General features: G+C 66.7%; 24 protein-coding genes and 1 pseudogene. 13 read left to right on the forward strand and 12 right to left on the reverse strand.

From position 1 onward, the window contains the following. Nucleotides 1–277: 277 nt before the first annotated feature. Nucleotides 278–2602: an MMPL family transporter gene (locus tag ON36_RS29570; RefSeq protein ID WP_373281860.1), complete on the reverse strand. Its 2325-nt coding sequence runs from the start codon at nt 2600–2602 to the stop codon at nt 278–280. A 115-nt stretch (nt 2603–2717) separates the two neighbouring features. On the opposite strand from ON36_RS29570, the gene ON36_RS29575 reads away from it, so the two are divergent. From ON36_RS29575 to ON36_RS29600, 6 genes are all read left to right on the forward strand, one after another. Further along, complete coding sequence (locus ON36_RS29575; protein WP_011212239.1) at nt 2718–3107, forward strand: ArsR/SmtB family transcription factor; 390 nt, start codon at nt 2718–2720, stop codon at nt 3105–3107. Next, nucleotides 3104–5068 carry a heavy metal translocating P-type ATPase gene (locus tag ON36_RS29580; protein WP_041561507.1) on the forward strand — a complete coding sequence of 655 codons (1965 nt, stop codon included), beginning with the start codon at nt 3104–3106 and terminating at the stop codon, nt 5066–5068. The genes ON36_RS29575 and ON36_RS29580 overlap by 4 nt, the downstream gene beginning before the upstream one ends. After that, nucleotides 5065–5595, forward strand: a complete 531-nt coding sequence (lspA, locus tag ON36_RS29585; RefSeq protein WP_011212241.1) for a signal peptidase II — start codon at nt 5065–5067, stop codon at nt 5593–5595. Before ON36_RS29580 ends, lspA begins: the two co-directional genes overlap by 4 nt. After that, nucleotides 5546–7123, forward strand: a complete 1578-nt coding sequence (locus ON36_RS29590) for an MFS transporter (RefSeq protein ID WP_041561508.1) — start codon at nt 5546–5548, stop codon at nt 7121–7123. Before lspA ends, ON36_RS29590 begins: the two co-directional genes overlap by 50 nt. 93 nt (nt 7124–7216) lie before the next feature. Continuing rightward, complete coding sequence (locus ON36_RS29595) at nt 7217–7807, forward strand: cadmium resistance transporter (protein ID WP_041561509.1); 591 nt, start codon at nt 7217–7219, stop codon at nt 7805–7807. 181 nt (nt 7808–7988) lie between these two features. Further along, complete coding sequence (locus ON36_RS29600; RefSeq protein ID WP_231858033.1) at nt 7989–8687, forward strand: helix-turn-helix transcriptional regulator; 699 nt, start codon at nt 7989–7991, stop codon at nt 8685–8687. 24 nt (nt 8688–8711) lie between these two features. Here ON36_RS29600 and ON36_RS29605 read toward each other — a convergent pair whose 3' ends face one another. Further along, nucleotides 8712–10013, reverse strand: coding sequence for an N-acetylmuramoyl-L-alanine amidase (locus ON36_RS29605; RefSeq protein WP_043660656.1), 1302 nt, complete (start codon nt 10011–10013; stop codon nt 8712–8714). A 92-nt stretch (nt 10014–10105) separates the two neighbouring features. Next, entirely contained in the window at nt 10106–10732 is a 627-nt protein-coding gene (locus tag ON36_RS29610; RefSeq protein WP_157225076.1) for a hypothetical protein, read from the reverse strand. Nucleotides 10733–11024: 292 nt separating this feature from the next. Here ON36_RS29610 and ON36_RS29615 point away from each other — a divergent pair, with 292 nt between their 5' ends. The 3 genes from ON36_RS29615 (at nt 11025) to ON36_RS29625 (ending at nt 13062) form a co-directional block, all read left to right on the forward strand. Further along, a complete protein-coding gene (locus ON36_RS29615; RefSeq protein WP_050768377.1) occupies nt 11025–11897 on the forward strand; it encodes a sterol desaturase family protein in 873 nt (290 codons plus the stop codon). 38 nt (nt 11898–11935) lie between these two features. After that, nucleotides 11936–12289 (forward strand): DUF3703 domain-containing protein, encoded by a 354-nt coding sequence (locus ON36_RS29620; protein ID WP_041561545.1) that lies wholly within the window; start codon nt 11936–11938, stop codon nt 12287–12289. 95 nt (nt 12290–12384) lie between these two features. Beyond that, the gene (locus ON36_RS29625; RefSeq protein WP_011212249.1) at nt 12385–13062 is read left to right on the forward strand and encodes a DsbA family protein; all 678 of its coding nucleotides are present in this window, start codon (nt 12385–12387) and stop codon (nt 13060–13062) included. An 18-nt stretch (nt 13063–13080) separates the two neighbouring features. On the opposite strand, the pseudogene ON36_RS29630 reads toward ON36_RS29625, so the two are convergent. Together ON36_RS29630 and ON36_RS29635 are read right to left on the reverse strand one after the other, a co-directional pair. Further along, nucleotides 13081–13691, reverse strand: a pseudogene (locus tag ON36_RS29630) (methyltransferase family protein). Between the two features lie 60 nt (nt 13692–13751). Next, nucleotides 13752–14675 (reverse strand): cation diffusion facilitator family transporter, encoded by a 924-nt coding sequence (locus ON36_RS29635; RefSeq protein WP_011212251.1) that lies wholly within the window; start codon nt 14673–14675, stop codon nt 13752–13754. A 222-nt stretch (nt 14676–14897) separates the two neighbouring features. Between ON36_RS29635 and ON36_RS29640 the strand changes: the two genes are divergently transcribed. The 3 genes from ON36_RS29640 (at nt 14898) to ON36_RS29650 (ending at nt 17001) form a co-directional block, all read left to right on the forward strand. Further along, nucleotides 14898–15536 carry a TlpA family protein disulfide reductase gene (locus ON36_RS29640; protein ID WP_011212252.1) on the forward strand — a complete coding sequence of 213 codons (639 nt, stop codon included), beginning with the start codon at nt 14898–14900 and terminating at the stop codon, nt 15534–15536. Between the two features lie 83 nt (nt 15537–15619). Beyond that, nucleotides 15620–16195, forward strand: coding sequence for a TlpA disulfide reductase family protein (locus ON36_RS29645; RefSeq protein ID WP_041561546.1), 576 nt, complete (start codon nt 15620–15622; stop codon nt 16193–16195). After that, complete coding sequence (locus ON36_RS29650; protein ID WP_011212254.1) at nt 16192–17001, forward strand: cytochrome c biogenesis CcdA family protein; 810 nt, start codon at nt 16192–16194, stop codon at nt 16999–17001. Before ON36_RS29645 ends, ON36_RS29650 begins: the two co-directional genes overlap by 4 nt. Before the next feature lie 46 nt (nt 17002–17047). On the opposite strand, the gene ON36_RS29655 is transcribed toward ON36_RS29650, so the two are convergent. From ON36_RS29655 to ON36_RS29680, 7 genes are all read right to left on the reverse strand, one after another. After that, nucleotides 17048–17818, reverse strand: a complete 771-nt coding sequence (locus ON36_RS29655) for a M23 family metallopeptidase (protein WP_373281861.1) — start codon at nt 17816–17818, stop codon at nt 17048–17050. 116 nt (nt 17819–17934) lie between these two features. Then, the gene (locus tag ON36_RS29660; RefSeq protein WP_011212256.1) at nt 17935–18630 is read right to left on the reverse strand and encodes a DUF305 domain-containing protein; all 696 of its coding nucleotides are present in this window, start codon (nt 18628–18630) and stop codon (nt 17935–17937) included. After that, the gene (locus ON36_RS33965; protein WP_011212257.1) at nt 18627–19409 is read right to left on the reverse strand and encodes a thioredoxin-like domain-containing protein; all 783 of its coding nucleotides are present in this window, start codon (nt 19407–19409) and stop codon (nt 18627–18629) included. Before ON36_RS33965 ends, ON36_RS29660 begins: the two co-directional genes overlap by 4 nt. After that, the gene (locus ON36_RS29665) at nt 19406–20491 is read right to left on the reverse strand and encodes a cytochrome c oxidase assembly protein (RefSeq protein ID WP_011212258.1); all 1086 of its coding nucleotides are present in this window, start codon (nt 20489–20491) and stop codon (nt 19406–19408) included. Before ON36_RS29665 ends, ON36_RS33965 begins: the two co-directional genes overlap by 4 nt. Before the next feature lie 7 nt (nt 20492–20498). Beyond that, nucleotides 20499–21014, reverse strand: a complete 516-nt coding sequence (locus tag ON36_RS29670) for a copper resistance CopC family protein (RefSeq protein ID WP_041561548.1) — start codon at nt 21012–21014, stop codon at nt 20499–20501. A 143-nt stretch (nt 21015–21157) separates the two neighbouring features. After that, a complete protein-coding gene (locus tag ON36_RS29675; RefSeq protein ID WP_011212260.1) occupies nt 21158–22099 on the reverse strand; it encodes a M56 family metallopeptidase in 942 nt (313 codons plus the stop codon). After that, nucleotides 22096–22458 carry a BlaI/MecI/CopY family transcriptional regulator gene (locus tag ON36_RS29680; RefSeq protein ID WP_011212261.1) on the reverse strand — a complete coding sequence of 121 codons (363 nt, stop codon included), beginning with the start codon at nt 22456–22458 and terminating at the stop codon, nt 22096–22098. The genes ON36_RS29675 and ON36_RS29680 overlap by 4 nt, the downstream gene beginning before the upstream one ends. 479 nt (nt 22459–22937) lie before the next feature. Here ON36_RS29680 and ON36_RS29685 point away from each other — a divergent pair. Continuing rightward, nucleotides 22938–25204: SulP family inorganic anion transporter (locus tag ON36_RS29685; RefSeq protein WP_011212262.1), on the forward strand; the 2267-nt coding region annotated here is incomplete at its 3' end.

A 25204-nucleotide genomic window follows, 5' to 3' on the forward strand; every position in this document is an offset into this window, starting at 1 on the left:
CTCCGATGCGTTTCAGGACTCAGAACCACCGGTTTGTGTGTGGTGTCGAATACGAGTGGACCTGGGATTCGGGCGAACCTCAGGTCGCCGGAGCTCCCGGGGTGTCGGCAGGCCAGCCGTCTCACCCACGACACCCGGGGAGTAGCCGAGGGCAGCAGGTGCCCGGCTCACGCCGGCCCGGCGGCCCGTGGGGAAGAACAGGTGGGCGGGGCAGGTTCGCATCGGTTTCCGTGCGGCTCACAGCCCTGTCTCCGCCCACCGCCCCACGCGGCAAACCTCAGCCGCGGTGGAGCGGGTCGTTAACGTCGGGGCCGGCGCCGCCGGGTGGGGTCAGTCGCAGCACGACCCACACCCCGAGCGTGACCGAGGTTGTGTCGGGGCGGATGCTGGGCCGGGTCGGTAACCACCAGTTCCAGTCGCCGAGCAGGCGCATGAGGGCGGGAACGAGGACAAGGCGGATGAGGACGGCGTCGAGGAAGACTGCGACGGCGAGGGCGAGTCCGAGTTGTTTGAGTTCGAGAATGTCGGCGGTGAGGAAGCTTGCGAAGATGGCGATCATGATCGCGGCGGCGGCGGTGATGGGGCGGGCGGTGTGAGTGAGCCCGGCGGCGACGGCGTGCTCGTTGTCGCCGGTGGTGTCCCAGTATTCGCGGATGCGGCGGATGAGGAAGACCTCGTAGTCCATCGAGAGTCCGAACAACAGCGCGAACACGACGGTGGGTAGGTAGACCTGCACGAAGCCGGGGCTGGTGAAGTCGAGGATGTTCTCCCCGAGGCCCCATTGGAATACAGCGACGGTGATACCGAGGGCGGCGCCGGTGGCGAGCAGGTTCATCGCGATGGCCTTGATCGGCAGGGCGATGCTGCGGAACGCGGCGATGAGGAAGATCAGCGAGGCGGTCAGCACCAGGGCCACGACCAGCGGCAGTTTGGAGGTCATCTCGTCGGAGAGGTCCACGAACTCGGCGGTGCTGCCGCCGATACGGATCTCGGCTCCTGCCGCGTCAGTCGCTGTGTTGCGCAGGTCGCGGATGAGGTCGGTGGCCTCCATCGAGTCGAACGCGACCGACGGGAGCGCAAGCGCCAGCACTCGTCCGTCGTTGAGCTGGGCGGGCAGAACGGTGTCGATGCGGTCGTCGTCGGCGATCTCGGCCAGGAACCGGTTGACCTGTGCTGCGGGGTCCCCGGTGAGCGGGGTGTCGCCGGGGCCGGTGGCGATGATTTCGACCGGTGAGAGTGCTCCGGCGGGGAAGTTTGTGGTCAACGCGGTGGTGGCGCGTCCGGTCGGTGTGTCGTCGAGGGCGGTGGTGCCCATGTCGAGGCCGTAGCGGATCCCGAATACCGGGAGTGCGGCGATGACCAGCACCGCCACGGCAGCCGTGCCGAACAGGACGGGTCGGCGCATGACGAGATAGGCCCAGCGCGCCCAGCGGCCACTGAGAGCTCCCGGAGCGTTCGCGGTGCTGTCGGCGGGTCGCCAGCGGGCGGGGAGCGCGCCGCGGTTGATGGCAGGGCCCAGGGCGGCGAGCAGGGCGGGGAGCAGAGTGACGGCGACGATGAGCATGCTGGTGACCGCGGTGGCGACGCCGATGGCGATGCCACGGAAGATCGGTGCCTGGATAATGATCAACGCGCACAGCGAGATCATCACGACCAAGCCTGAGACCAGAATCGTTTTGCCTGCTGTGGCCAGTGAGCGGCCCACGGCGGCCGCGATCGCGGCGTGGTCGGCGACGGTGTGGTGGGCGAGTTCTTCGCGGAAGCGGCTGACGATGAACATCGCGTAGTCGATACCGACGCCCAGGCCCACCATGGTGGCCATGGCAACGGTCAGCGAATCGAACGCGGTCACCGTGGTGAGGGTGAACAACACCCCGACCGCGGTCAACAAGCCCGCGATGGCTACTCCGATCGGGACCGCCGCGGCGGCCAGGGCGCCGAGCGCGAGGACGAGCAGTATCAGCGCGACCGGGATGCCGATCGCCTCGGCGCGGGCCAGGTCGGCGTTCTGTAGTTCGGTGGCCGCGTTCTGCACCGCCGAGTACCCGGTCAGCCCCACATCGATGGAGTCGTCGCCGGTGCTGGCGATGGCGTCTTGCAGGTCGCGAGCGACCCTCGCGCGTTCGGCCATGTCGCCGTCCATGCCGGCCAGTGCGATCGCGACGTGACCGTCGGCCGAGATCTGGGATCCGGGCAGCCCGTCGTAGGGACCGACGACATCGACCACACCCTGCACCTCCTCGGCCGCGGTGACCGTGCGAGCGACGACTGCACGGAAGTCGGAGTCGGTGGCGGTGAGGGCGCCGGATTGGAGCACGATGACCGCCTGCTCGGCCCCGAACTGTGGGAAGTGCTGGGCAACAAGGCGATCCACCTCGGTGGACTCCGAGCCTTCGACGCCGAAGTCCATGGCGCCGAGCCGGTTCTCGAGTAGTGGGTAGGCCACCGCGCATACCGCCAGCAGCACTCCCCAGATCGCCAGGGCCGTGCGTCTGCGTCGCGCCATGAGAACACCCCACCGATACAGCAGCCCGGGTGAGTCAGGTGGCAGTGGTTGCTGGGGTGACCTCTCGGTCACGGCGGACTGCTGCTGCTGGTTCATGTGTTCTCCCTCCGTAGCCGACCACAATTGATCGCTAGTGGACGATGTGATCGTTGAAATGAGATTAATCATGATAGCTGTCGATATCAATACCCAGTTCCGCTATCATCGCCGTATGACGATTAATGCTGACGGGGGTTGCCTCGTCGAGACGCAGGGGTTGGATCCAGCGGTGGCGTTGTTCCACAGCCTCTCGGATGCGACGCGGTTGGCGATCGTGCGCCGGTTGGCGTGCGGGGAAGCCCGCGTCGCGGATTTGATGGCAGGTCTCGAGTTGGCGCAGTCGACGGTGTCGGCACATGTGGCGTGCCTGCGCGACTGCGGCCTGGTCGTGGGCCGCCCCCAGGGCCGACAGGTGTTCTACAGTCTCGCTCGTCCGGAGCTGATGGACCTGCTGGCATCGGCCGAGACGCTGCTCGCGGCGACCGGCAACGCGGTGGCGTTGTGCCCGAACTACGGCACCGACGCCACCACCACGGAGACGACGGCGGAGGTGCGGGCATGAGCGACGCATGCGGCTGCGGCCACGACGAACCCGCTGGTGAGGGCGAGGCCGAGGAGCGGGAACCCGAAAAGCTCTGGGAAGTCAGCGAACTGCGTGCCGCCGCGGTCGCCGGTGTGCTGCTGGTCGCGGCGCTGATCGTCGGCTGGACCGGTGGCCCCAGCGCGGTCGAGCTCGGCTTGGAGATCGCAGCGCTGCTGGTCGGGGCTTACACCTTCGTCCCGTCGACGTTCAAACGGCTGGCCAAGGGCAAGATCGGGGTCGGCACGCTGATGACGATCGCCGCGATCGGCGCGGTGATCCTCGGCGAGGTCGGCGAAGCCGCGATGCTGGCGTTTCTGTTCTCCATCAGCGAAGGCCTCGAGGAATACGCGGTCGCCCGCACCCGCCGTGGTCTGCGGGCCCTGCTGAACCTGGTTCCCGACCGAGCCACGGTGTTGCGCGACGGCACCGAAACCATCGTCAGCCCAGCGGAGCTGCGGGTCGGGGACCGGATGCTGGTTCGTCCCGGCGAGCGGGTGGCTACCGACGGTGTGATCGCCGAAGGCCGTAGCTCTCTGGATGTTTCGGCGATCACCGGTGAATCGGTACCGGTCGAGGCAGGGCCGGGCGCGGAAGTGTTTGCCGGGTCGATCAACGGCAACGGCGTTCTTACCGTCGAGGTCACCACCACCGCCGAAGACAACTCCCTGGCGCGGATCGTGCGGATCGTGGAGGCCGAGCAGGCCCGCAAGGGCGATGCCCAACGCCTGGCCGACAAGATCGCCAAACCCTTGGTGCCCGGCATCATGATCGCCGCTGCCGCGATCGCGGTGATCGGTGCGATCCTCGGTGATCCGGTGACCTGGATCGAACGCGCGCTGGTGGTGTTGGTTGCGGCGTCGCCGTGTGCGCTGGCGATCTCGGTGCCGGTCACCGTCGTCGCTGCCATCGGTGCGGCGAGCAAGTTGGGTGTGCTGGTCAAGGGCGGTGCCGCGCTCGAGGCGATGGGTCGGGTGCGGGAGGTCGCGTTGGACAAGACCGGGACGCTGACCGCGAACAAGCCTGCCGTGGTCGAGATCTCGGCTGTCGCGGGCACCGAGCAGGCGACAGTGCTCGCGGTCGCCGCGGCGCTGGAATCGCGTAGCGAACATCCCCTCGCCCGCGCCATCCTCGCCGCCGTCGACACCTTCACTCCTGCCACCGACGTCGAGGCCGTTACCGGCGCTGGATTGACCGGGCTGGTCGACGGGCGTCCGGCGCGGCTGGGCCGACCTGGCTGGATCGAGCCGGGTGACTTGGCCGCCGACGTGGAGCGGATGCAGCACGCGGGTGCGACCGCGGTGCTGATCGAGCTCGATGGCCAGGTGATCGGCGCGATCGCCGTGCGCGATGAGCTGCGGCCAGAAGCACATGAGGTCATCGATCGGTTGCACGCCTTGGGTATTCGTGTGTCGATGCTCACCGGTGACAACACCCGCACCGCTGCCGCCCTGGCTACCGAGGCCGGGATCGAGGACGTGCACGCGGACCTGCGCCCCGAAGACAAGGCCCGCATCGTGGGCGAACTACGCGCCGACCGGTTCACCGCGATGGTCGGCGACGGCGTCAACGACGCCCCCGCACTGGCCACCGCCGACCTCGGTGTGGCGATGGGTGCGATGGGTACCGACGTCGCCATCGAAACCGCCGACGTCGCCCTGATGGGTGAAGACCTGCGGCACCTGCCGCGTGCTCTCGAGCACGCCCGCCGCGCCCGCCGGATTATGCTGCAGAACGTCGGTTTGTCGTTGGGGTTGATCACGGTCCTGATCCCGCTTGCCCTGTTCGGGGTGCTCGGGTTGGCGGCGGTGGTGCTGGTGCACGAGCTCGCCGAGATCGTCGTCATCGCCAACGGTGTCCGCGCCGGACGCACCAAACCCCTTGCCTCGCTTCCGGAATCGACGGCAAAGCCCGCCCCGGTGCTGGCTGGAGCATCCGCGTGACCGCCACCGCGTCGTCTGCTCCCACCGTGTCGCGGTGGGGGCGGCGACTGCGGTGGGCCATCACCGCGGCGGTACTCGCCGGCCTCGACCTCGCGCTCAAAGCGTGGGCGCAGACCGCGCTGGACGGGGCGCCGGTCGAGGCGGGTCCGGTGGATCTGCGGTTGGCGTTCAACCCCGGCGCCGCGTTCTCGATCGCCGCCGACGCACCGAGCTGGGTGATGCTGTCCATCACCACGGTGATCACCACTGGGGTTGCGGTGGGCGGATGGGTGCTCGCGCCGCGCGCGAGCCTGCTCACCCGGGTCGCGCTCGCCGCAATACTGGGCGGTGCCGCCGCCAACGTTATCGACCGGGCACCGGACGGGTTGGTCACCGACTACTTGCACACCGGCTGGTGGCCCACCTTCAACCTCGCCGACTCCTTCATCGTGCTCGGCGCGATCGCCCTCATCATCACCACCTTGATCGGAAACTCCGATGAGCGAGAACAACTCTCACCCGATCACCACACCGACAAGCGGGACTGAACCGGGCCCATCGCGTCGATGGGCAGGGTTGGCGGCGCTGGTCGTCGCCCTGCTCACCGTCGGGCTGGACCTGATGGTCCTCAACGTCGCCCTGCCCACCCTCGCGCAGGACCTGGGTGCGAGCACCACCCAATTGCAGTGGATCGTCAACGCCTACACCCTCGTCTTCGCCGCGCTCATGCTGCCCGCAGGCGGCTTCGGCGACCGCTACGGCCGCAAACGGCTACTGCTGGTGGGTTTGGTCGCCTTCGTCGCCGCCTCGGCGTGGGCCGCCTACAGCGGGTCCACCGGCTCGCTGATCGCAGCACGCGCGGTCATGGGCATCGGGGCCGCGATCATCGTCCCGCTCTCGCTGGGCATCCTGCCGACCCTGTTCGGCCCCGACCAGCGTCGCCGCGCGATCGCGGTATGGGTCGGCGCACTGGGCGTCGGCCTGCCATTGGGCCCGATCGTCGGCGGCTGGCTTCTGCAGCATTTCTGGTGGGGCTCGGTGTTTCTCATCAACGTCCCGGTCGGTGTCGCCGCCCTGGTTGCCTGCGTTGTGCTGTTGCCCGAATCGGCCGACCCGCACGCACCGCCGCTGGACTGGCTCGGAATCATCACCGCCGTTCCCGGTACGGCGGCGGTGGTGTTCGCCGTCATTCAGGCGCCTGAGTACGGGTGGACCGATCCCATCGTGCTCACCACTCTCGCCGCCGGTGTCGTGCTGATCGTGGGATTCCTGGTGTGGGAACGGCATACTCGCTACCCGCTGGTCGATCTGGGGCTGTTTGCCAATCCCGCATTCACCTGGCCCACTCTGGCCGCGACGGCGGGCACGTTCACTCTCGTGGGCGTGCTGTTCGTGCTGCCGCAATACCTGCAGATCCTGCGCCACTACGACGCCTTCGGCACAGGCTTGCGCTTGGTTCCTTTGGTGCTGGCGATCATCATCGCCGCGGCCGCCGTCGACAAGATTGTCACCCGCGTCGGCGCCAAGATCCCGATCGTCACCGGAATGCTCATCGCTGCAGCGGGATTCGTGCTCGCGTCCCGCATCACTGCCGACTCCGGCTACGGCTTCGTCGCGGTGTGCCTCGGGGTTGTGGGCTTGGGCGCCGGGCTGGCGTTGGCACCGGCGGTCGACGCGGTCATGGCGAGTCTGCCCGAACACCGCAGCGCCGCAGGAGCTGGGTTGTTGATGGCCATTCGACAGGTCGGTGCCGCGTTCAGCGTCGCCGTCTTGGGCACCTTGCTCACCCTCGTCTACACCCGCGACCTCGACCCCCACCTGAGCGCGCTACCCGAGGCTGTGGTGGGCGCGGCGCGCGACAACGTCGCTGGGGCACAACTGGCCGCGACCGGCGTTCCCGGCCCAGCGGGTGCCGATCTGGCCGCCACCAGCGCCCACGCCTACACCGAAGCCATGTCCGCGGTATTCCTGGCCAGCGCCGCCGTCAGCGCGGTACTTGCCGCGGCTATCGCCGCGAAACTCCCCAAACAGACGCCACCGCCGATAGGAACGTCACCGGCGCCCGGTCCGCGATGAACTAGACAGTCGGTAGCGAGCCGCCGCGGGTGCAGCTCAACCACGCCTGTTCGCCGAATCACAGTGCACTCTCCGAGAAAGGCATCCGCCAGCATGGTTACCTCGATCCTGCAGGCCATCGGACTCTTCCTGGTGACCAATATCGACGACATCATCGTGCTCTCGCTGTTTTTTGCCCGCGGCGCGGGAACTCGCGGAACCACGGTCGCCATCGCGACGGGACAATATCTCGGTTTCGGAGCGATCCTCGCCGCGTCCGTCCTCGTCTCCCTGGGTGTGACGGCGTTGTTGCCGGAAGAAGCTATCGCCTACTTCGGGTTGATTCCTCTGCTGCTGGGTCTGCTCGCCGCCTGGAGAGCGTGGCGAAACAGCGGCGACGACGATGAACGGTTCGAGGGCAAGAAGGTAGCAGTGTGGACGGTGGCCGCGGTGACCTTCGCCAACGGAGGCGACAACATCGGCGTCTACGTCCCGGTCTTCGCCACCGTGGGAACGGCAGCGATCGTCGCCTACTCGGTCGTGTTCCTGCTGTTGGTCGGGGTACTGGTGATCACCGCGAAGTTCCTCACCACCCGCAAGGCCATTGCCGAGATCTTGGAACGGTGGGAACACATCCTGTTCCCACTCGTGCTGGTCGTTCTCGGAATCGTCATCCTCGTCAGCGGCGGCGCATTCGGCCTCTGATCGGATACCACTCACATATCCGCGCAACCAGATCACCAGGATGGGAGCACAGCAGGGTGACTTGCCTCTACCCGCGCTCGAGTTGCCGACCGCTGTCCGGCCGCGACCGCAGACGGGGCGTGCCGAGGTGAGCGCCCCCGAGCATCGCTGGTCAGGCGGCGTTTCGCTGACTCCCGGTCTCATGACATTCACCGGCGAGATCGGCGACGCACCTGCCCACGCGCACGCCGCCGTGCAGGTGCTCTTCGTCGCGCGCGGGCGACTGACCCTCACCGACGCGACCGGATACACCACACCCGCCCTCGCCGCGATCATCCCACCCGGCGTGGTCCACCAGGTCCACACCGAACCCGGTACCAGCGGATTCCTCGCCTTCCTGGACCCCGACAGCGCGACCGCCCACGCAGCGCTGGCCCAACTGGACGGGCAACCCCGCCAGGCAGCCACCACCTGGGTCAGCGCCGCCACACCCGCACCATCCCTGTCTGTCGGCGACCCGGTCACCAGGCCCGTGCGCCGGTCCTCGCATCCGGTCGTGGCGCAGGCGCTGCGCCGGGCAACCGACTGGGTGGGAGGGCCACCCTCGCTGGGTGAACTCGCCGCCGACATCGGAATTTCGGTCAGTCGCCTCTCCCATATATTCACCGCGCAGGTCGGATTGCCGTACGTGGCGTGGCGGCGGTGGGTGCGGCTACAGCTCGGATTCGCGGTCGTGCGCGGCGGCGGTTCCCTGACCGCCGCCGCGCACGCAGCGGGATTCGCCGACAGCGCCCACCTCACCCGCACCTGCCGCGACCTGATCGGCATCTCTCCGACCGAAGCACTCATCGCCACCGGATGGCGGCCCCCACCAGCACGCGACCGAGCCGTCACCGAATAACGCGACTCCCGCGCGCGGACTACCTCACTGCCCGGCCACAGGCACCTCGCCCGGCACAGTTTCTACCGAGCCAGGGGGCACCGGGGACGGTGCCGGTGCAGCATCTGCCGGTGCCGGTGCCGGTGCCGGTGCCGGTGGAGCTTCTGCCCGCGTAGGTGTCGGGGACGCGGCAGATTGCGTCGGATGATCGGAGGCCGGTTGGGGCAGCCCGAGTGTGGTGACGACACCGGTCGCCTCGTTGAACACCAACGACCCGCGACCGAAATCGACCCGCACACCACCCGGGACGGGATACTCGTTGCTGCGCGGCGCGCCCAGCACGCCGTTGTCCCCGCCGAGCTGGGCGAACCGTTGCCCGATGCGCCCGGCTACTTCATAGACCTGACCGTCGGGGGCTTGGAACAGGTACCCGTTGACGAACCTGGCGTACTGTCCGCCCTCGGCAGTGGGCACCGGCTCCGAGGCGGCCAACCCCAGCCGCCCCTGCGGTCCACCGGCATCGACCCAACGCCGAGCCAACACATTGCGGTCGACCAGATCCAACAGTTTGCCCGTCAACACCGCCAACGCCGACACATCAGCATCAGCATCGGCATCGGGTTGCGCAGGCGCCGGTGCCGAATCCTGGCCGCCCGGTGCCTGTCTGGGCCCCGCCCCCGAACTCACACCCGCCGCGATAGCACGGATACGGTCCATGAGCGCATAGGCGGCGTCCCCGGCGCAGGTGGTGTTACCGACATCGCGGTGGGAGAACACCACCGGCAACTGCACCTGTTCACCCTCGCCATACGGAGTGAATTCGGTGCCCTCGGAGATCATCGTGGTGGTCCCTCGAGGATCCAAACCCGCAACACGAGCACGCCACCCGATGAACTGACCCATCGCGGTGATCGCCGCCTGGGTCGGTTCCTCGGACTCGTGATCACCCATGAACGCCACCCCGGCGGTGTTTTCGTTGAACCCGCCCGTGTGCGCGCCCTGCACGGGCCGGTCCAAACCACCGAAATGTCCTTCGAAGATCTGGCCGTATTTGTCGACGAGCGCGTGGTAGCCGATATCGCACCACCCCAACGTTTCGGCGTGGTAGGCGTAGATGCCGCGCACGATCGCCGCGGACTCGGCTTTGCTGTAGTCGTTGCGGCCTGCGGTGTGATGCACCACGATCCCGCCCAGGCCGTCGTCGTAGGTCGGGTCCTCACACCGGATCGATTCATCGGCGCCCCACTGGGCGCGGCTGATCACCCGGGGCCCGCCACCGGTCAGCGGAGCCGCGATCGCCGACAGGTTCTCCTCACCACGACCGGGATCGAGCAACACCGCGCTCATCTCCGGGACTGCGAGCCCGAGATGGTCAGGGCCCGCGACCGGGGTAGGTCCCTGAAATCCGGGTTCGGCCGTGGCGGTAGGTTCGTGGGTGCTTAGGATTTGCACCGCGTCGGTGTCACCCACATACACCGGTTCACTACCCTGCATGCGCCCCGGGCCGGGCGACGAGCCGAAATACTGTCGTCGGTCCCGGCCTCGAACCACGGACCCCAGGAACCGTCGAGTTGGCGGGCCCGCACCATCGTGGTGACACCCTCCAGATTCGGCGCGGTCAACCCGATCATGCTGAAACGACTCTCGCGGGTGAGTTCTGTGACCTGCGCGCCGACCCGATCGACCAGCTGCTCGGGCACCACACCCGGATCCAACGCCGGAGTCCGGGCCGATATCGGCGCCGCCCCCGCGGCGGCAACAAACCCGATCGGCCCGACCCGGGAACCCTCCGGAAGCGGCGGCGCGCCGGGTACAAGCCGCAGATCCGCGACCCTCAGGTCCGGCAACTGCATGCCGGCCAGCTCGCGTAACGGCAACACCACCCTCGGCGCCCCCGACAACCCCACCTGGGTGGTCGCGGTAGGCGAAACTCCATCGGCTTCACTGTCGTTGGAGAACCGGAACTGCCCCCCACCACCGAGGAAACCGGCCGTGACCGGCGCCGTGACCACAGCTACCGCGACCAGGGGAAGCACATAGGTTCGTTTGCGGGCGTAGTTCGGCACCAGTACTCCTACTTCGGTAGAAACCGCGATGGCGGGTCCGAACCATCCGACGGAACCAGCACCACCGATCACACCAACCACAACCAACCCAAAGAATGAAGTGTTACTTGAGACTGTAGCCAGGGTGTAGCCGTCCTCTGATGCGACACACGGGCCAGCCGCCAGATCGATGAGCCGTCATCGGCACGGATAGTCAGCTGATTTCTTCAAGCCCGCCCTACCACCTGCGCGCGAAGCTGAAGCCGTGACCACGCTCATCTCGCCCCTGATCCGCTACGGCTACGCGCCGGTGATGCTGCTCGGAATCAACGGCACCGGAATAGCCCTAGCCGCCACCGGCGCCAGCAAGCTCTGGCTCATCGCCCTGCTCGGGCTCGCGGTCGCGGTCTCGTTCACCGCCGAACGCCTCCTGCCGTACCAAGCAGCCTGGAACAACTCTCACGGTGACACCGGCCGCGACACCGCCCACACCCTCGTCAACGAAACCCTCATCCTGGGCAGCGTGGCCGCCATTCCCGTCCTGGCCGCGGTCGTCCCTGGTGACGGGATCTGGCCGGGCAGTTGGCCTTTCGTCGTCCAGGTTCTGGTCGCGATCCTGGTCGCCGATCTCGGGATCACCCTGGCCCACTACGCAAGCCACAAGATCGGTGTTCTGTGGCGGTTCCATGCTGTGCACCACAGCGTGCAACGCTTCTACGGGCTCAACGGTCTGATGAAACACCCCCTGCACCAAACGATCGAGATGACCGCCGGAGTCACCCCGCTGCTGCTGGCCGGGATCTCGGTCCCGGTCGCGGCGGTCTTGTCACTGGCGGTGGCGGTGCAGTTGCTGCTGCAGCACTCCAACGCCGACTATCGCGTCGGGCCTTTCAAATATGTTCTGGCACTGAATGAAGGCCACCGTTTCCACCACCTGAAATGGGCGGGCATCGGTGACGTCAACTTCGGGTTGTTCACCCTGATCTGGGATCACCTGCTGGGCACCTACAGCTACGACCCGCACCGGCGGTTCTCCAGCGCCGACCTCGGTATGGCTGCCAAACCCGACTACCCCGTCGGCTACCTCGCCCAGCTCGCCGAACCGTTCACCCGCCACGGCGCCTGCGAACCCACACCCGAGGCGAGCGTCGTGCTCCGCGCCACCGAACAGGCGAAGAACGCCTGACTCTCACCCACTACCGCTCAACCTGAAAGGACATGACCATGGCGAAGATTCGCGCCGCTGCCCGCGCCCGCTACCACGAAGAGATGCAGGCCGCGAACACCACGACCGACCCGGCCCGCCGCTGGAACCATCTCGAACGCGCCCACATCCTGTCCCAACCCGACCCCTGGCTGCACACCGCCAACCACATCGCAATGTTCGCCCTCGCGGTGCGTCAACGCGACCGGCGAGAAGCCCTCGGGCAGATCATCCGGATCATTGTTGCCGCACCAGGATCCCTGGCCGGGCTCGCTCCGGAAGGCAACACCGGTCGCGCGAATGTCGGTCTGCGCCAAACCATGACCACCCCACCCGATCTCGCCGCACTGTTGGATCCGAGTCCAACCAGGTAGCCGCCCGTTCAGGGTTGATCGGTGAGGGGTGTCGGTAGCATGGCCGCCGTGCGCAATGACTTCCGATTTGTCTGTTTCGTCCGGAGGTGGATCCGATGACCGCCCGCTCGGTATCACGCCGCACGCGGCTTCTGACCACCGTCATCGCGGTGCTGGTGATCGTCGTCGGCGCGGTGGTGTTGGCCGCTGCCCGCACCGACGACAATCGCCCGGGAAACAGTGTGGAATCGACGACCGGCGAGCCGGCGCTGGCGGTGCGCCCGGACAGCCACCGCCTGTCCGGGCCCACCGATGCCCGGGTGACGTTGGTGGAGTTCCTGGACTTCGAGTGTGAGGCGTGCCGGGCGATGTTCCCGATCATGGAACAGCTGCGCGCCGACTACAGCGATCGCGTCGCGTTCGTGGTGCGATACTTCCCGATCCCGTCGCATTTCAACTCCGGCCGCGCCGCGCGCGCCGCGCAAGCAGCCGCCGACCAGGGCAGGTTCGAACAGATGTATCAGCGCCTGTTCGAAACCCAAGCCGACTGGGGAGAGCAGCGGGCCCCAGCCGACGAGGTGTTCCGGGGTCTGGCCGCCGAGCTGGGTTTGGACCTGGGCGCCTACGACCTGGCCTACAACGACCCGGCCACGGCCGCGCGAGTACGAGCCGACTTCGACGAGGGCTTGGCGCTGGGGGTGGTCGGCACCCCCAGCTTCTTCCTCAACGGTGAGAAGATCAGCGGCGGCAGCTACCGCGACATGGCCGCAGCCCTTGACGCCGCCCTGGATTGACCTCGCCCGGCCCGGTCTTCATGCCCTGGCGCGACCGATTCCGGGAGCGAAACGGCCGGTGCTGGCCAGGTACGCCTGATAGTCGGGTCCGTGTACGCGAGTCAGGTAGGGCTCTTCGACGATGCGGACCTGTAGCTCGATCGTGGTCAGCAGCAGGGCGAATCCGGCTACGGCCACGGGGTTGGAATGAGCAGGGTGATCCCGGCGGCGAAGAGCAGCATCGCGGTGAAGATCGGATTGCGGACGAGTCTGAACACCCCGGTGCGCACCAGTGTCGTGGTTTCGGTGTCGTCAACGCCGATGCGCCAGGAATCGCCCATCTGGTTCTGGGCGTACACCGTCGCCGCGATCCCGGCCAGGGCCGCGACGAGGCCGATCCCCTGAATCGGGGCAGCGGTCAAGATTGCCACCGGCGCCACGAGATCGGCCAGTTGCAGTAGCGGTGCCGCCACACCGACCCCGATCGCGAGGAGGAACCCGACGCCGGCGATCCATTCCAGCGAACCCGGGCGGCCACTGATGCCGCGGAATCCAGTGGAGCCGGTCGCGCGGTGCTGGCGCCAGCTGCGCCAGCCGAAGCCCAGCGCGGCGAAGAGCAGATACAGGGCCAGTGCCCACCAAGCGGTCATGAGTGTTTCCTCGATTGGAGATGATGTCGAAATCTGTGGGCCTGCCCGGTTCGGGCGAGGTCACCAGGTCGTGTTCCGGCAGCGTTCGGTGCTGCCGTCGGTTTCGATCTGCACGGTGGCGTGGCCGAGGTGGTACTCCTCGGCCAACAGTTGCTGGGCTGAGCCCAGTACGGTGTCCAGGTCGGCGTCGCGGTCGATCACCACATGCGCGGAGGCGACCTCCATGCCCGGGGTCAGGGTCCATACGTGCAGGTCGTGTACCTCGCGCACACCGTCGAGCCCGCGCAGGGACTGCTCGATCTCGGTGAGGTCGAGTTCGGCGGGTGCGTGCTGGAACAGGATGCGCAAGGCTTGGCGGCCGAGGCTGAACGCGCGCGGCAGCACGAACAGCCCGATCGCCACGCCGATCGCGGGGTCGGCGTAGCGCCAGCCGAAGAACAGGGTGATCAGCCCACTGGCCAGGACCCCGAGCGAGCCGAGCATGTCGGCCATGACTTCGAGGTACGCGCCACGCACGTTGAGGCTGTCCTTGGCGCCCTGGCGCAGGATCAGCATGCTGATCACGTTCATCGCCAAGCCTACGACCGCCACGATCGCCACCGGAAGACCAGGCACTTCCGGAGGATCCGACAGCCGTCCGATGGCCTCGTAGAGGACCCAGCCTGCGACCGCGAACAGCAAGACTGCGTTGAACAGGGCGGCAAAGACCTCACCGCGATACATCCCGAACGAGCGAGCCCCACCTCGGGTGGCGTGGCGGGCGATCATGATCGCCACCAGCGCCATCGACACACCGAACACGTCGGTGAACACGTGCGCCGAATCCGACAACAGCGCCAGCGACGAGGTCGACAGACCGACCACGACCTGGGTGATGAATGTGACCAGGCCCAGGCCGATCGCGACCGCCAGTCGGGTGGTGTACCGCGCCGAGGCGCTGCCCTGATTTGGATTGCTCGTGCCGTGGCTGTGTCCTGCGCCCATCGTCGGAACTCCTTGCCGCTGTGGTGGCTTCACCATCGCCCATACCCGACAACATGAATCTTAACATGCGCATGCGTGCATGTTAAGTACTCGGGGTGAAGCGGCTGCTTCTGCGACCGGCCGAAATTCCGGGTGCGCAGGGAGGGCTCGCCGCCTCACTACTACGATGCATAGTAGAAGAGTGTTCGGGCGTGTCGAGCAGTCTTGCGAAGGGATGCATACATGCGGCCTCATATCCGGTGGCTTGTGGTTTTCGTGATCGTGTTTGCGGCGTTGGCGGCGGCTTTGTGGCCGCGGTCGGATTCGACGACCGCGCTGCCCGAAAGAGTGTTCGGGCAACCCGATGCGGCGACCGGCCGTATCGAAGATGGGCCGCCGCAGGATCAGCGAGTCGGTGCGCCAGCGCTCCCGCCGTGCCCGATTCCCGGTGGCGTATCTGCTGGTGGCGGGCCGCTGCGCGGTGTGCTCGCGCGATGCCTGGGCTCGGCCGAACAGGTCGATCTCGGAGTCGCCCTGACCGGAGAACCGACATTGATCAACCTGTGGGCGTCATGGTGTGCGCCATGTCGAAGCGAGATTCCGGTGCTGAATGCGTACGCCTCCGATCCGGACTCGATTCGCGTGGTGGGGATCAACGTGCAAGACGACCCCACCACCGCAGCAGAACTTCTAGCAGAACTACAAGCGGGCTACCCATCCTTCGTCGATGGCGGCGCGGTGCAGAAGGCGTTGCCGGCACCCCCGGTGCTGCCGCTGAGCTTCCTCGTTCAACGCGACGGCACCGTCCGGCGCATCACCACACCAGCGGTTTTCGACAACCCTGCCCAAATCGATGCCACGATCCGCGAGATGACCCGATGACCCACCTACGCACGACGAAAGCCGCACGCCATGGTCACCGCTACGGCCGCGCGAGGCACCGGCAGCTCCGGCTGCTGGCGGCGATGGCGCTGGTCATCGCCGCGGTTACCGCTGTGATCAGCTGTGCCTCGGGCTCCGACTCGGTCGCCACCGGTGGCGGCACGTTCGATTTCGTCTCCCCGGGCGGGCAGACCGATATCTTCTACGATCCGCCGGAAAGCCGAGGCAAGATCGGTGTTCTCGCCGGTCCCGATCTCATGGCCGAGGACAAGACCGTCTCGGTATCCGACTACACCGGGCAGGTCGTGGTGATCAATCTGTGGGGTCAGTGGTGTGGGCCGTGCCGGGCTGAAGCCGACGACCTCGAACGGGCCTACGCCGCCACCAAGGCATCGGGTGTGCAGTTCGTGGGAATCAACGTCCGCGACCAGCAACGCGACAAAGCCCAGGACTTCGTGATTGATAACAAGGTCAGTTATCCGTCGATCTATGACCCGCCGATGCGCACGCTGGTCGCCCTCGGCGGCAGCTACCCGACCAGTGTCATTCCCTCCACCCTCATTCTGGACAGGAAGCAGCGGGTCGCGGCGGTGTTCTTGCGCGCCCTGCTGACCAGCGACCTGCAGCCAGTCATCGAGCGCCTGGCGGCCGAGCAGTGACCGCACTCGCCCAAGGCATCGGTACCAGTTTTCAAGACGCTGCCGCGACCGGGCCGTTGTTCCTGGCTCTGGCCGCGTGCATGGTGGCCGGCCTGGTCTCCTTCGCCTCGCCGTGTGTGGTGCCGCTGGTCCCGGGATATCTGTCCTATCTCGCCGGTGTCTCCGGTGCCAGCGCAACGCTTTCACAAGCTGATGACATCGGGCCGGGCCGGAGTTCGGACCGGTGGCGCGTGGCGGGCGCGGCCACCTTGTTCGTCGCCGGATTCACCGTCGTGTTCGTGCTGGCGACTGCCTCGGTGTTCGGTGTGATCACCGCGCTGCGGCTCAATGCCGATCTACTCCAGCGCATCGGCGGGGTGGTCACGATCGTGATGGGGCTGGCTTTCATCGGATTGATCCCGGCGCTGCAGCGCGACACCCGGTTCGCCCCCGTGCGAGTGTCTTCCCTTCTCGGCGCACCGCTTCTGGGAGCGGTGTTCGGGCTGGGTTGGACGCCGTGTCTGGGACCCACTTTGACCGGAGTGCTATCGGTCGCAGCCGGGACCGAGGGAACGACCGCGACCCGCGGGGTGGTGTTGATCGTGGCGTACTGCCTCGGTCTCGGCATGCCGTTCGTGGTTCTCGGATTCGGGTCGTCGCGTGCACTGCGCGGCATCGGCTGGTTGCGGCGGAATACCCGCAGGATTCAGACGATCGGCGGCATCCTGCTCATTCTCGTCGGCACCGCGCTGATCACCGGGATATGGGCGCAATTCGTCGCCTGGATCCGCGACGAGTTCGTCACCGCAGTAGTCCTGCCGATCTGACCCACCTTGCGTGTGCCGCCGATGGGTTCGGCCCAGCGTGCGTGGATCAGTCGATGCCCCAACGCTGTTCGGTGAGCACGCCGTTGCCTTCGAGCCAGGCGACCGGATCGATCTTGTTGCTGTCCTGGTCCCAGATCTCGAGGTGCAGGTGCGGGCCGGTGGACTGTCCACGGTTGCCGACCGCGGCGATCACGTCACCAGCGCTCACCCGGTCTCCGGCCTGCACGTAGTACTCGTTGATGTGGCCGTAGACCGCGATCGTGCCGTCGTCCTGCTGCACACGCACCCATTGCCCGAAACCCGACGCCGGACCGGCCTCGATCACCGTGCCGCCCATGGCCGAACGGATCGGAGTACCCAACGCATCGGCGATGTCGACACCGTAGTGGAACGCACCCCAGCGGCTGCCATATCCGGAGCTGATCTCTCCGCCGACCGGCAGCACTGCGGGCGCCGCTGCGGGCGCGGTCACCGACGGGGAAGCCGTCTGCAGGTCCTTGATGATCTGTTCGGCCTGCGCGAGCGGCGCGGCAAGCTCAATCGGCAAGCCCCCCAACCCGAATGGAGCCGTCGCTGGTGTGGATGCCGGTGCCGCGGCGGAGACGGCCGCATCGGAGTCCGCGTCGGCATCCGAAATCCCGCCGGCCCGAAGGTCGGTCGTTGCCGCGGTCGCGGGCGCGGCTTGGGCCATCGTGCCCAGCAGGGCCCCGGCGGCCACCGCGACGCCGGCTACACCTTTGAACCGATCTGTGGAGTCGGCTGCCATGCGGTGTCGTGCACGAGGTTCGTCGGTGACCTCTCCGAGCAGTTCCTTCACGGACAGGGAACCGGAGGTCATTCGGTGGTGCGGCACAGCAGGTCCTAACGTCGGCGAACGGTCGTGGAGTGGTCTATTGGTAGGTCGATGATGCCGTGGGTCCGGGTGGGGTGAACTCAATTCATCGGCAACGTGGGCGCACCGCGCTGGGCGAGCATGGCACGAATCGCCTGCGACTCCGCGGTCTGCGCGTCATCGATCTGCTTGGCCAGCGCCGCGACAGCGGGGACCGTCGCGTTGTCACGGGCCGCCCGCGCCATCGACACCCCACCTTCGTGGTGACGAAGCAACAGCTGCAGATACAGGGTGTCGAATGCGGCACCCCGGGCCCTACGCAGCTGCGCCAGTTCCTCGGTCGTGGCCATTCCGGGCATTCGCATTGATTCCTGGGCGGGCATCTGATGATCAGTCCCCGCGGTGTGGGAGTCCCCGCGGCGCATCCAGAGCATCGGCTGCTCAGACGACAGCGGTCGATCCCACAACATCAGCCAGCCACGCATCATCCCCAACTGGCTCTGCTGGGTGGTCAGCACGTCGAAGGCCAACGTCCGCACCGCAGGATCTTCGGCCTGCTCCAACGCTGTCGCCGACATCTCGACAGCTTGATTGTGGTGGGTCGCCATGTCCTGGGCGAACCCCACATCCACGACGTCCAGCGCTGGCGCCGAGGAGTCCGAACCGAGCACTCCGCGCACCCAGAACCCCGCGAGCAGTCCCACGATCACCGCGGCAACCAAGGCTGCTGCCCAGATCGCGCTCGATCGGCGCCGCGCTGGCGGGGTCGCTTCGGGCGTTGGCGATTCAGATGTCACCGCCGACCTCCTGAAGGGGTGGTGGAACCGGCACCGGCGGGGGGGAGCGGAACGGCGTCGGGCCCCGGCGGACTGGGATCAAACGGTGGCGGCGCGTCAGGGTCGAACCCGCCACCGGAGGCACAGCTCGCGCCTGGCTCAGGGTGGGTGTTCGGGTTCTGACGCAAAGCTGTCACGAATCGGCGGATGCGGGGATCATCGACACTGTCGAGCTTGAGCTGGCGACCCCAGGACTGCAGCGCCACAGCAGAATCCAGATTCGGATACGGCGACATGAACATATACGGCTTGCCCTCGACCTCGCCGCGCAACGCCGCGAGATCCTCGCCGCTGAGACGATCAGCGTTGTAGGTCACCCAGATAGCGCCGTGCTCGAGCGAATGAACAGCGTTCTCGCTGCGGATCGGAGTTGTATACACCTCTCCTGTGCAGGTGGCCCAGCTCTGATCATGCGGGCCACCGAACGGCGGTGCCTGGTCGTAGGCGACTCGCTGGGTCGCCCGCACATGACTACCCGCCGGATACTCCTGCTTGGTGACTCCGTCGATCATCTCGGAGGGGTCGGACTGGCCACTGCCTGGAACATAGCGCTGCGCCTCGGAGTACTCCCGATACTTCGGCACGTAATACAACGCAAGCCCAACGGTCAACAGGATGATCGCCGCTGCTGCCCCGATCAACAGCCATGGCGGCTGCTTGCCGCCGATGGCGGCGGCGGTGGCCTTTTTCCCGGCACGGGGGCCGCGTTTCGAACTGCGCGCCCCGGACTTGTTGTTCATGCGGTATTCCTTCGTGCTGACGAACCAGCATCGGTGACGTGGCCGGTCGAAATGATCGCGGAGGCAGGAGCCGCGTCGTGTTCGCGTACCAAAGAGGCAACCGGGCGAGAGACCGCCGAGCGGTCGGGACGACGGGGATACAGATCATTCAAAAAGGCGTTGTAGGCGGCCAACTCATCATCCCCGACCAGGTCTGACCGGCGATCGGCTACGGCGTTGTCGCGCATTTCGTCACGCCGCCAGCGGATGGCGAAGACGATGACGACGACGAGAGCGACCGGCTCGCCGTAGGACCACGCCAGCGCACCGGCGAGATACTGGTCGCGCATCGCCTCGATGCCCCACTGCGGCGGCGGAGTCGCGAAGAACTCCACCAGCGGCGTGGTCGCCATCATCAAGATTACGCCGAAGAACACATGCAAAGGCATCTCGACGAACAGATCGAAGAACCGGCCGAGGTTCGTCTGCCGGATCGGCAGGGGACCCACGGACAAGATCGGCACGACGAACAACAAGCCGCTGAGCAGGAAGAACAGTTCGAGTAGTTGGTGGCCGAGGACCGTGGAGGCGACGTTGTCGAATACCGGTGTCAGATAGATGCCGTAGTAGCTGAACAGGAACAGCGGGATGGTGAAACCCGGGTGCAGCATCCATCGCATCGTGCGGCTGCGTAACCCGCTCACCGCCACGGCGAGCACGAGTCGACCGAGCCCCCGATGGGGTGTGGCGCGAAGCAGCATCAGCCCTGGACAACCCCACACCAACAACGGTGGGATCGTCATCGACAGCGTCAGGTGCTGGAACATCCACACGCTGAACAACTGGTAGCCATAGGCTTCGATCCCCAGTCCGGTGATGGCGGCCAGCAGCAGACACCCGGCGAGGAAGCATGCGGTGCGCCACCAGGGCCAGGCCCGCTGCAATCGGCGTAGCCGTACGAGACCGATCAGGTAGAGGATCGAGGCCGCCAGCGCCAGCGCGGGCAGTACAGGGAACGACGGGGGATTCCATGCCAGCATCGAACCGATCGATGGCGGCGTATCGGGCAACGGGATCGCAGCGAGTAGCTCGGGCGAGATCATGGCAGTTTCAGCGCTTGGTTCGTGTGGCGGCACGCAGTGTCACCACGGCCCCACCGATCAGCACGATCACCGCCACAATCAGTGGCCACGGCAGGCTCGACGACAGCGCCGTAGCCGAAGATTCGCCAGCTGCTGTGACACTGGACGGCGACGGCGCACCGGACGGTGCTGTGGTCGTCGCCGACCCGCTGGCGTAGGTGAACTCGTAGGAGCCGGTAATGGGATGCCCGTCGTCGGAGACAACCCGGTAGGCCACGGTGTACTTCTGGGCCGGCATGGTCGGGCTCACCGCCACCCGCACCGTCTTACCCTCGACCTTGGAAACCTGCGCCGCCCAGCTGGTCCCCGCGGCATCGGTCAGGCCGACGTTGGCGAATGCGGTCCCGATCTGCTGATTGAACGTCAACGTGATCAGCGTGAGAGGCGTGTCGACGACTGCGTCAGCGGCTGGAACCGAGGAGTCGAGCTGACTGTGCGCTCGTGCCGACCCCGCCGTCAGTGTCAACCCCAGAGCTGTCAGCATCACCGCAATCGCAGTCCGTCCGAGCACTTCCGGCCTCCAGATTCGTACGCAGTGCGCGGAGGCCGTCGTCGCCGCGCGGCGTCCACCGACCCGACGCCCGTCAACTATGCTACATAGTTGACCGCTCGCGTCCAGTCTCCGATTCAGGACATGACCACACAAGCCACTACGGCACAGGTCAGCAGCCCGGCCGGTGCGGCGACTGCGGCGACGATCGGAGACAAACCCATCAGCACCCACCGCGACGATCGCCGCGGCGGGTTGGAAGACTCCAGCCGCTGCAGGCGCTGCTGCAAGACCTGCCCTGCCAGCGACAACGTCGAGGCCGGTTCGGTGCCTGTCGTCGCGGCGACTGCGCACAGTGCTGAACGGATGGTCGCCGGGCTCGTCGCAGCTGCGGCGCAGTCGTCGGCGGCGAACTCGGCCAACGCCGCGACAGCTTTCGGTGCATCGGCGAACAGCGGGATCCAGGGCATGGCTGCGGCGAGAACCTCACAACCCCTGATCAGCCGATGGTGCCCGCCGCGAAGGTGGGCCAGTTCATGGGCCAGCACCGCTTGACGTTGACCATCGTTGAGCTTGCGGGCCAACCCCTCGGTGGCTACGACCATCCCGGGGCGGCCGTCGACGCTGTAGGCCATCGGCTTGGGGTGGTCGAGCCACATCACGGGCATGTCCTCGTCTCCGCGGCGCGCCACCACGCTGACGACATCCCGATGGTAGGCGCGCACCCGCGCTCCTGCCCGGGTGTGGCGCCGTGCGCTCAGCGCGACCCGATACGAGAGACCGACGACACCGGCAAGTGCGGCGACTGTCAGCGGGTCGGCAAGCCAGTGTGGCACCGAGTGGACTACGCGGGTCAGGCACAACATCGCAGCTTCGGCTACACCCACTCCGGGTGCGTGTCCGGGCCACAGCGCCGCGGTCACTGCGACACCCGCGAGCACGACTGCCGAACCCAAGCTGATCAGCCAGCATGCCACCGCGGTACGCGGTGTCATCGACGGTGTGATGCGTTGCAGGATGGCCGGCGAAGCGAGCGACAGCAGTGCCGCCGCCCACGCCGCGCCCAAGGCTACGATCATTTCCTCGAACGCTTCCTGGGGCGGGTACGCCCGCGGTGGAATGCTTCGGATTCGGCCTCGGTCACGATCGAAGCCAGGTGGAGCAGGACCGACTCGGGGTCGTTGCTCGAGTCGATGATGCCGCGTACAACCTCGGCGGTCGCTTCGGCACGTGAGCGGGTGGGCCGGTACAGGTATGCCCGGCGGTGCATCACCCGCACCACCCATTCCTTCTCGTGCAGATGAGTCAGAACGGTCAGGATGGTGGTGTAGGCATACGGATCGGGCAGGCGCTCGAGGATCTCGCGCACCGTCAGCGCTTCGGAGGTGCCCCACAAAACGTCCATCACCCGGGCTTCCAGAGTGCCCAATCCGTTCATCGCCTTGTCCTTCCTGCACGTCGCCGCTCGCGGTGTTCTCAGCTCACGATCGGGATCCCGTCCCCGCGAGACGCCGACAGTGGCCGAACTCGATGGGAATCTGGCCGAAGTCACCGGACCAACTATTCCTGATCGTCGAGGTAGCGCGCCACACCACCCATTCGGCTTCAGCCCAGATCTACGTACCGCTAAGTACTATGCAACATAGTTGATCCTGAGAAGTGTCTTAGAGTTAGCTGGAATGTGATGTCGGCCACGGTCTCACAGCTGGGTCAGCCCTTATGGTTCCGGTCGTGCCGTTCGTCCCCTCATCAGGTTCTGGCACGCAACCGGTGAAGCGATGACTTCCCCCGGCAGGGAACCATCGCTTCACCGGGCACTAAGGAGTCCAGGCGCCGTCTCGGCCCGCTCCCACCTTCGACCGACGACGGCACCCCGTCGACGTGACCTGCGAACCGATACCGGTGGAGGAACCAACAATGTCTCAGGCCGAAGCGCCCGAAAGCGCAGACGACCTGCACACATCACCATCATCACCCTCGAGAGATCGGCTCCGCGGCATTTTGCGCCACGATCTGCCCTCATCAGTGGTGGTATTCCTGGTGGCGCTGCCGTTGTCGCTGGGCATCGCGATCGCCTCCGACGCGCCGATCATGGCCGGCCTCATCGCCGCAGTCATCGGTGGCATCGTCGCAGGTGCGGTGGGCGGCTCGCCCATGCTGGCCAGTGGCCCGGCGGCGGGATTGACCGTCGTCGTGGCCGAGCTGGTCGCCAAGTTCGGCTGGCAGGTCACCTGCGCGATCACCGTCGCCGCCGGTGCGCTGCAGATCCTGTTCGGCCTCAGCCGCATCGCCCGCGCCGCGTTGGCGATCTCGCCGGTGGTCGTGCACGCCATGCTCGCCGGAATCGGCATCACGATCGCGCTGCAACAGGTACACGTACTGCTCGGCGGGACTTCACGAAGCTCGGTGTGGCAGAACCTCAGTCAGCTCCCCGCGCAACTGACACGCCTGCACTGGGGTGACCTGACGATCGGGCTTATCGTCATCGTGACGCTGCTTTCGTGGAAGAAGGTCCCAGGCGCGCTGGGACGTATCCCCGGCGCCCTGGTCGCGGTAGTCGCCGCGACCGCCGTGTCGCTGGTGGTGCCGCTGGGCGTGGAACGCATCGTGATGAACGGATCGTTGTTCGACGCGATCGCTCTGCCTGCGCTGCCTGATGGCAAGTGGCTGGCGGTAGCGACCGGCGTGTTGACCGTGGCGTTGATCGCCAGCGTGGAAAGTCTGCTCTCCGCGGTGGCAGTGGACAAGATGCACTCTGGCGCGCGAACCGATCTGAACCGCGAACTCATCGGCCAGGGCACCGCCAATATCGCCTCCGGCATGCTCGGCGGGCTCCCGATCACCGGTGTCATTGTGCGCAGCGCGACCAACGTCGCCGCCGGCGCGAAGTCCAAGGCATCGACGATCCTGCACGGGGTGTGGATTCTGTTGTTCTCGGTGCTGCTGGCCGGGGTCGTGCAGCAGATTCCCAAGGCGGCACTGGCCGGGCTGTTGATCGTGATCGGTATCCAACTGGTCAAGCTCGCCCATATCCGTCTCGCGCACCGCACCGGCGACCTGTGGGTCTACCTGATCACTGTGGCCGGGGTGATGTTCCTCAACCTGCTCGAAGGCGTCCTGATCGGCCTGATCGTCGCGATCGCGCTGTTCGTCTGGCGCGCCGCGCGCGCCGACATTCACGCCGAACCGGTCGGTGATCTGGACTCGCTTCGCTGGCGCGTTGTCATCGAAGGCTCATGTAGTTTCCTATCGCTGCCCAAACTTTCGAGCACGCTGGACTCGGTACCCGAAGGCGCCGATGTGACCATCGAACTCACCGTCGACTTCATCGACCACGCCGCCACGGAGGTGCTGCACGAATGGCAACGCCGCCACCGGGATGCCGGCGGCACCGTCCTCATCGACGAACTCGGCTCTCACGCTCTCTCGGCCACCACCCAGGGCCCGCCTCAACGTGCGTCCTCGGCCCAAGCTCGGGGTGTGGAGCCGTGGAAGGCATGGCAGGACACGAACGCGCAAGCGGTGCCGCACTTCGACGCGCTGCGGCCCATGCTCGACGGAATCTCGCGCTATCACCGCCGCCACGCGCCGTTGATGCGGGCGCATCTGAGCGAGCTGCGCGACCGTCAGGATCCGACCACGTTCTTCTTGACCTGTGGCGATTCCCGAGTCGTGCCCAACCTCATCACCCACAGTGGACCCGGTGACCTGTTCACAATCCGCAACATCGGCAACCTCATCCCCTCCGACGGCCTCGATACTTCTGTCGATGCCGCGCTGGCCTTCGCGGTCGAAGAACTCGGTGTCTCCACCATCGTCGTCTGCGGGCACTCCGGATGCGGAGCGATGGGCGCACTGCTGGGCAAGCCGACCAAGAACTCACCGGCAGTGCGTGACTGGCTTGCCCACGCCGAGCCGAGCCTGCGGGCATACCACGACAACCATCCCGTTGCTGCTGCCGCCGAGGCGGCCGGATTCGATGCCTACGACCAGCTGGCCATCGTCAATGTCGCCGTGCAGATCGCCACGGCGACCCAACATCCATCGCTGGTCTCGGCAGTAGCACAAGGACAGGTACAGATCGTGGGTCTGTTCTTCGACATCGCCACGGCCACTGTCTGGCATGTCAGCCCGACCACAGTCACCGCGCACCATAACCAGCTCGCCACCAGCACCGTGCACGC

It is taken from the genome of Nocardia thailandica NBRC 100428 (genome assembly GCF_000308795.1).
Taxonomy (GTDB): Bacteria; Actinomycetota; Actinomycetes; order Mycobacteriales; family Mycobacteriaceae; genus Nocardia; species Nocardia thailandica.

Coding starts and splice junctions, on each gene's coding strand:
- ON36_RS29570 (WP_373281860.1), bottom strand. CDS start 2,602: ATGAACCAGCAGCAGCAGTCCGCCGTGACCGAGAGGTCACCCCAGCAA.
- ON36_RS29575 (WP_011212239.1), top strand. CDS start 2,718: ATGACGATTAATGCTGACGGGGGTTGCCTCGTCGAGACGCAGGGGTTG.
- ON36_RS29580 (WP_041561507.1), top strand. CDS start 3,104: ATGAGCGACGCATGCGGCTGCGGCCACGACGAACCCGCTGGTGAGGGC.
- ON36_RS29590 (WP_041561508.1), top strand. CDS start 5,546: ATGAGCGAGAACAACTCTCACCCGATCACCACACCGACAAGCGGGACT.
- ON36_RS29595 (WP_041561509.1), top strand. CDS start 7,217: ATGGTTACCTCGATCCTGCAGGCCATCGGACTCTTCCTGGTGACCAAT.
- ON36_RS29600 (WP_231858033.1), top strand. CDS start 7,989: ATGACATTCACCGGCGAGATCGGCGACGCACCTGCCCACGCGCACGCC.
- ON36_RS29605 (WP_043660656.1), bottom strand. CDS start 10,013: ATGAGCGCGGTGTTGCTCGATCCCGGTCGTGGTGAGGAGAACCTGTCG.
- ON36_RS29615 (WP_050768377.1), top strand. CDS start 11,025: ATGCTGCTCGGAATCAACGGCACCGGAATAGCCCTAGCCGCCACCGGC.
- ON36_RS29620 (WP_041561545.1), top strand. CDS start 11,936: ATGGCGAAGATTCGCGCCGCTGCCCGCGCCCGCTACCACGAAGAGATG.
- ON36_RS29625 (WP_011212249.1), top strand. CDS start 12,385: ATGACCGCCCGCTCGGTATCACGCCGCACGCGGCTTCTGACCACCGTC.
- ON36_RS29635 (WP_011212251.1), bottom strand. CDS start 14,675: ATGGGCGCAGGACACAGCCACGGCACGAGCAATCCAAATCAGGGCAGC.
- ON36_RS29640 (WP_011212252.1), top strand. CDS start 14,898: ATGCGGCCTCATATCCGGTGGCTTGTGGTTTTCGTGATCGTGTTTGCG.
- ON36_RS29645 (WP_041561546.1), top strand. CDS start 15,620: ATGGCGCTGGTCATCGCCGCGGTTACCGCTGTGATCAGCTGTGCCTCG.
- ON36_RS33965 (WP_011212257.1), bottom strand. CDS start 19,409: ATGAACAACAAGTCCGGGGCGCGCAGTTCGAAACGCGGCCCCCGTGCC.
- ON36_RS29665 (WP_011212258.1), bottom strand. CDS start 20,491: ATGATCTCGCCCGAGCTACTCGCTGCGATCCCGTTGCCCGATACGCCG.
- ON36_RS29670 (WP_041561548.1), bottom strand. CDS start 21,014: ATGCTGACAGCTCTGGGGTTGACACTGACGGCGGGGTCGGCACGAGCG.
- ON36_RS29675 (WP_011212260.1), bottom strand. CDS start 22,099: ATGATCGTAGCCTTGGGCGCGGCGTGGGCGGCGGCACTGCTGTCGCTC.
- ON36_RS29680 (WP_011212261.1), bottom strand. CDS start 22,458: ATGAACGGATTGGGCACTCTGGAAGCCCGGGTGATGGACGTTTTGTGG.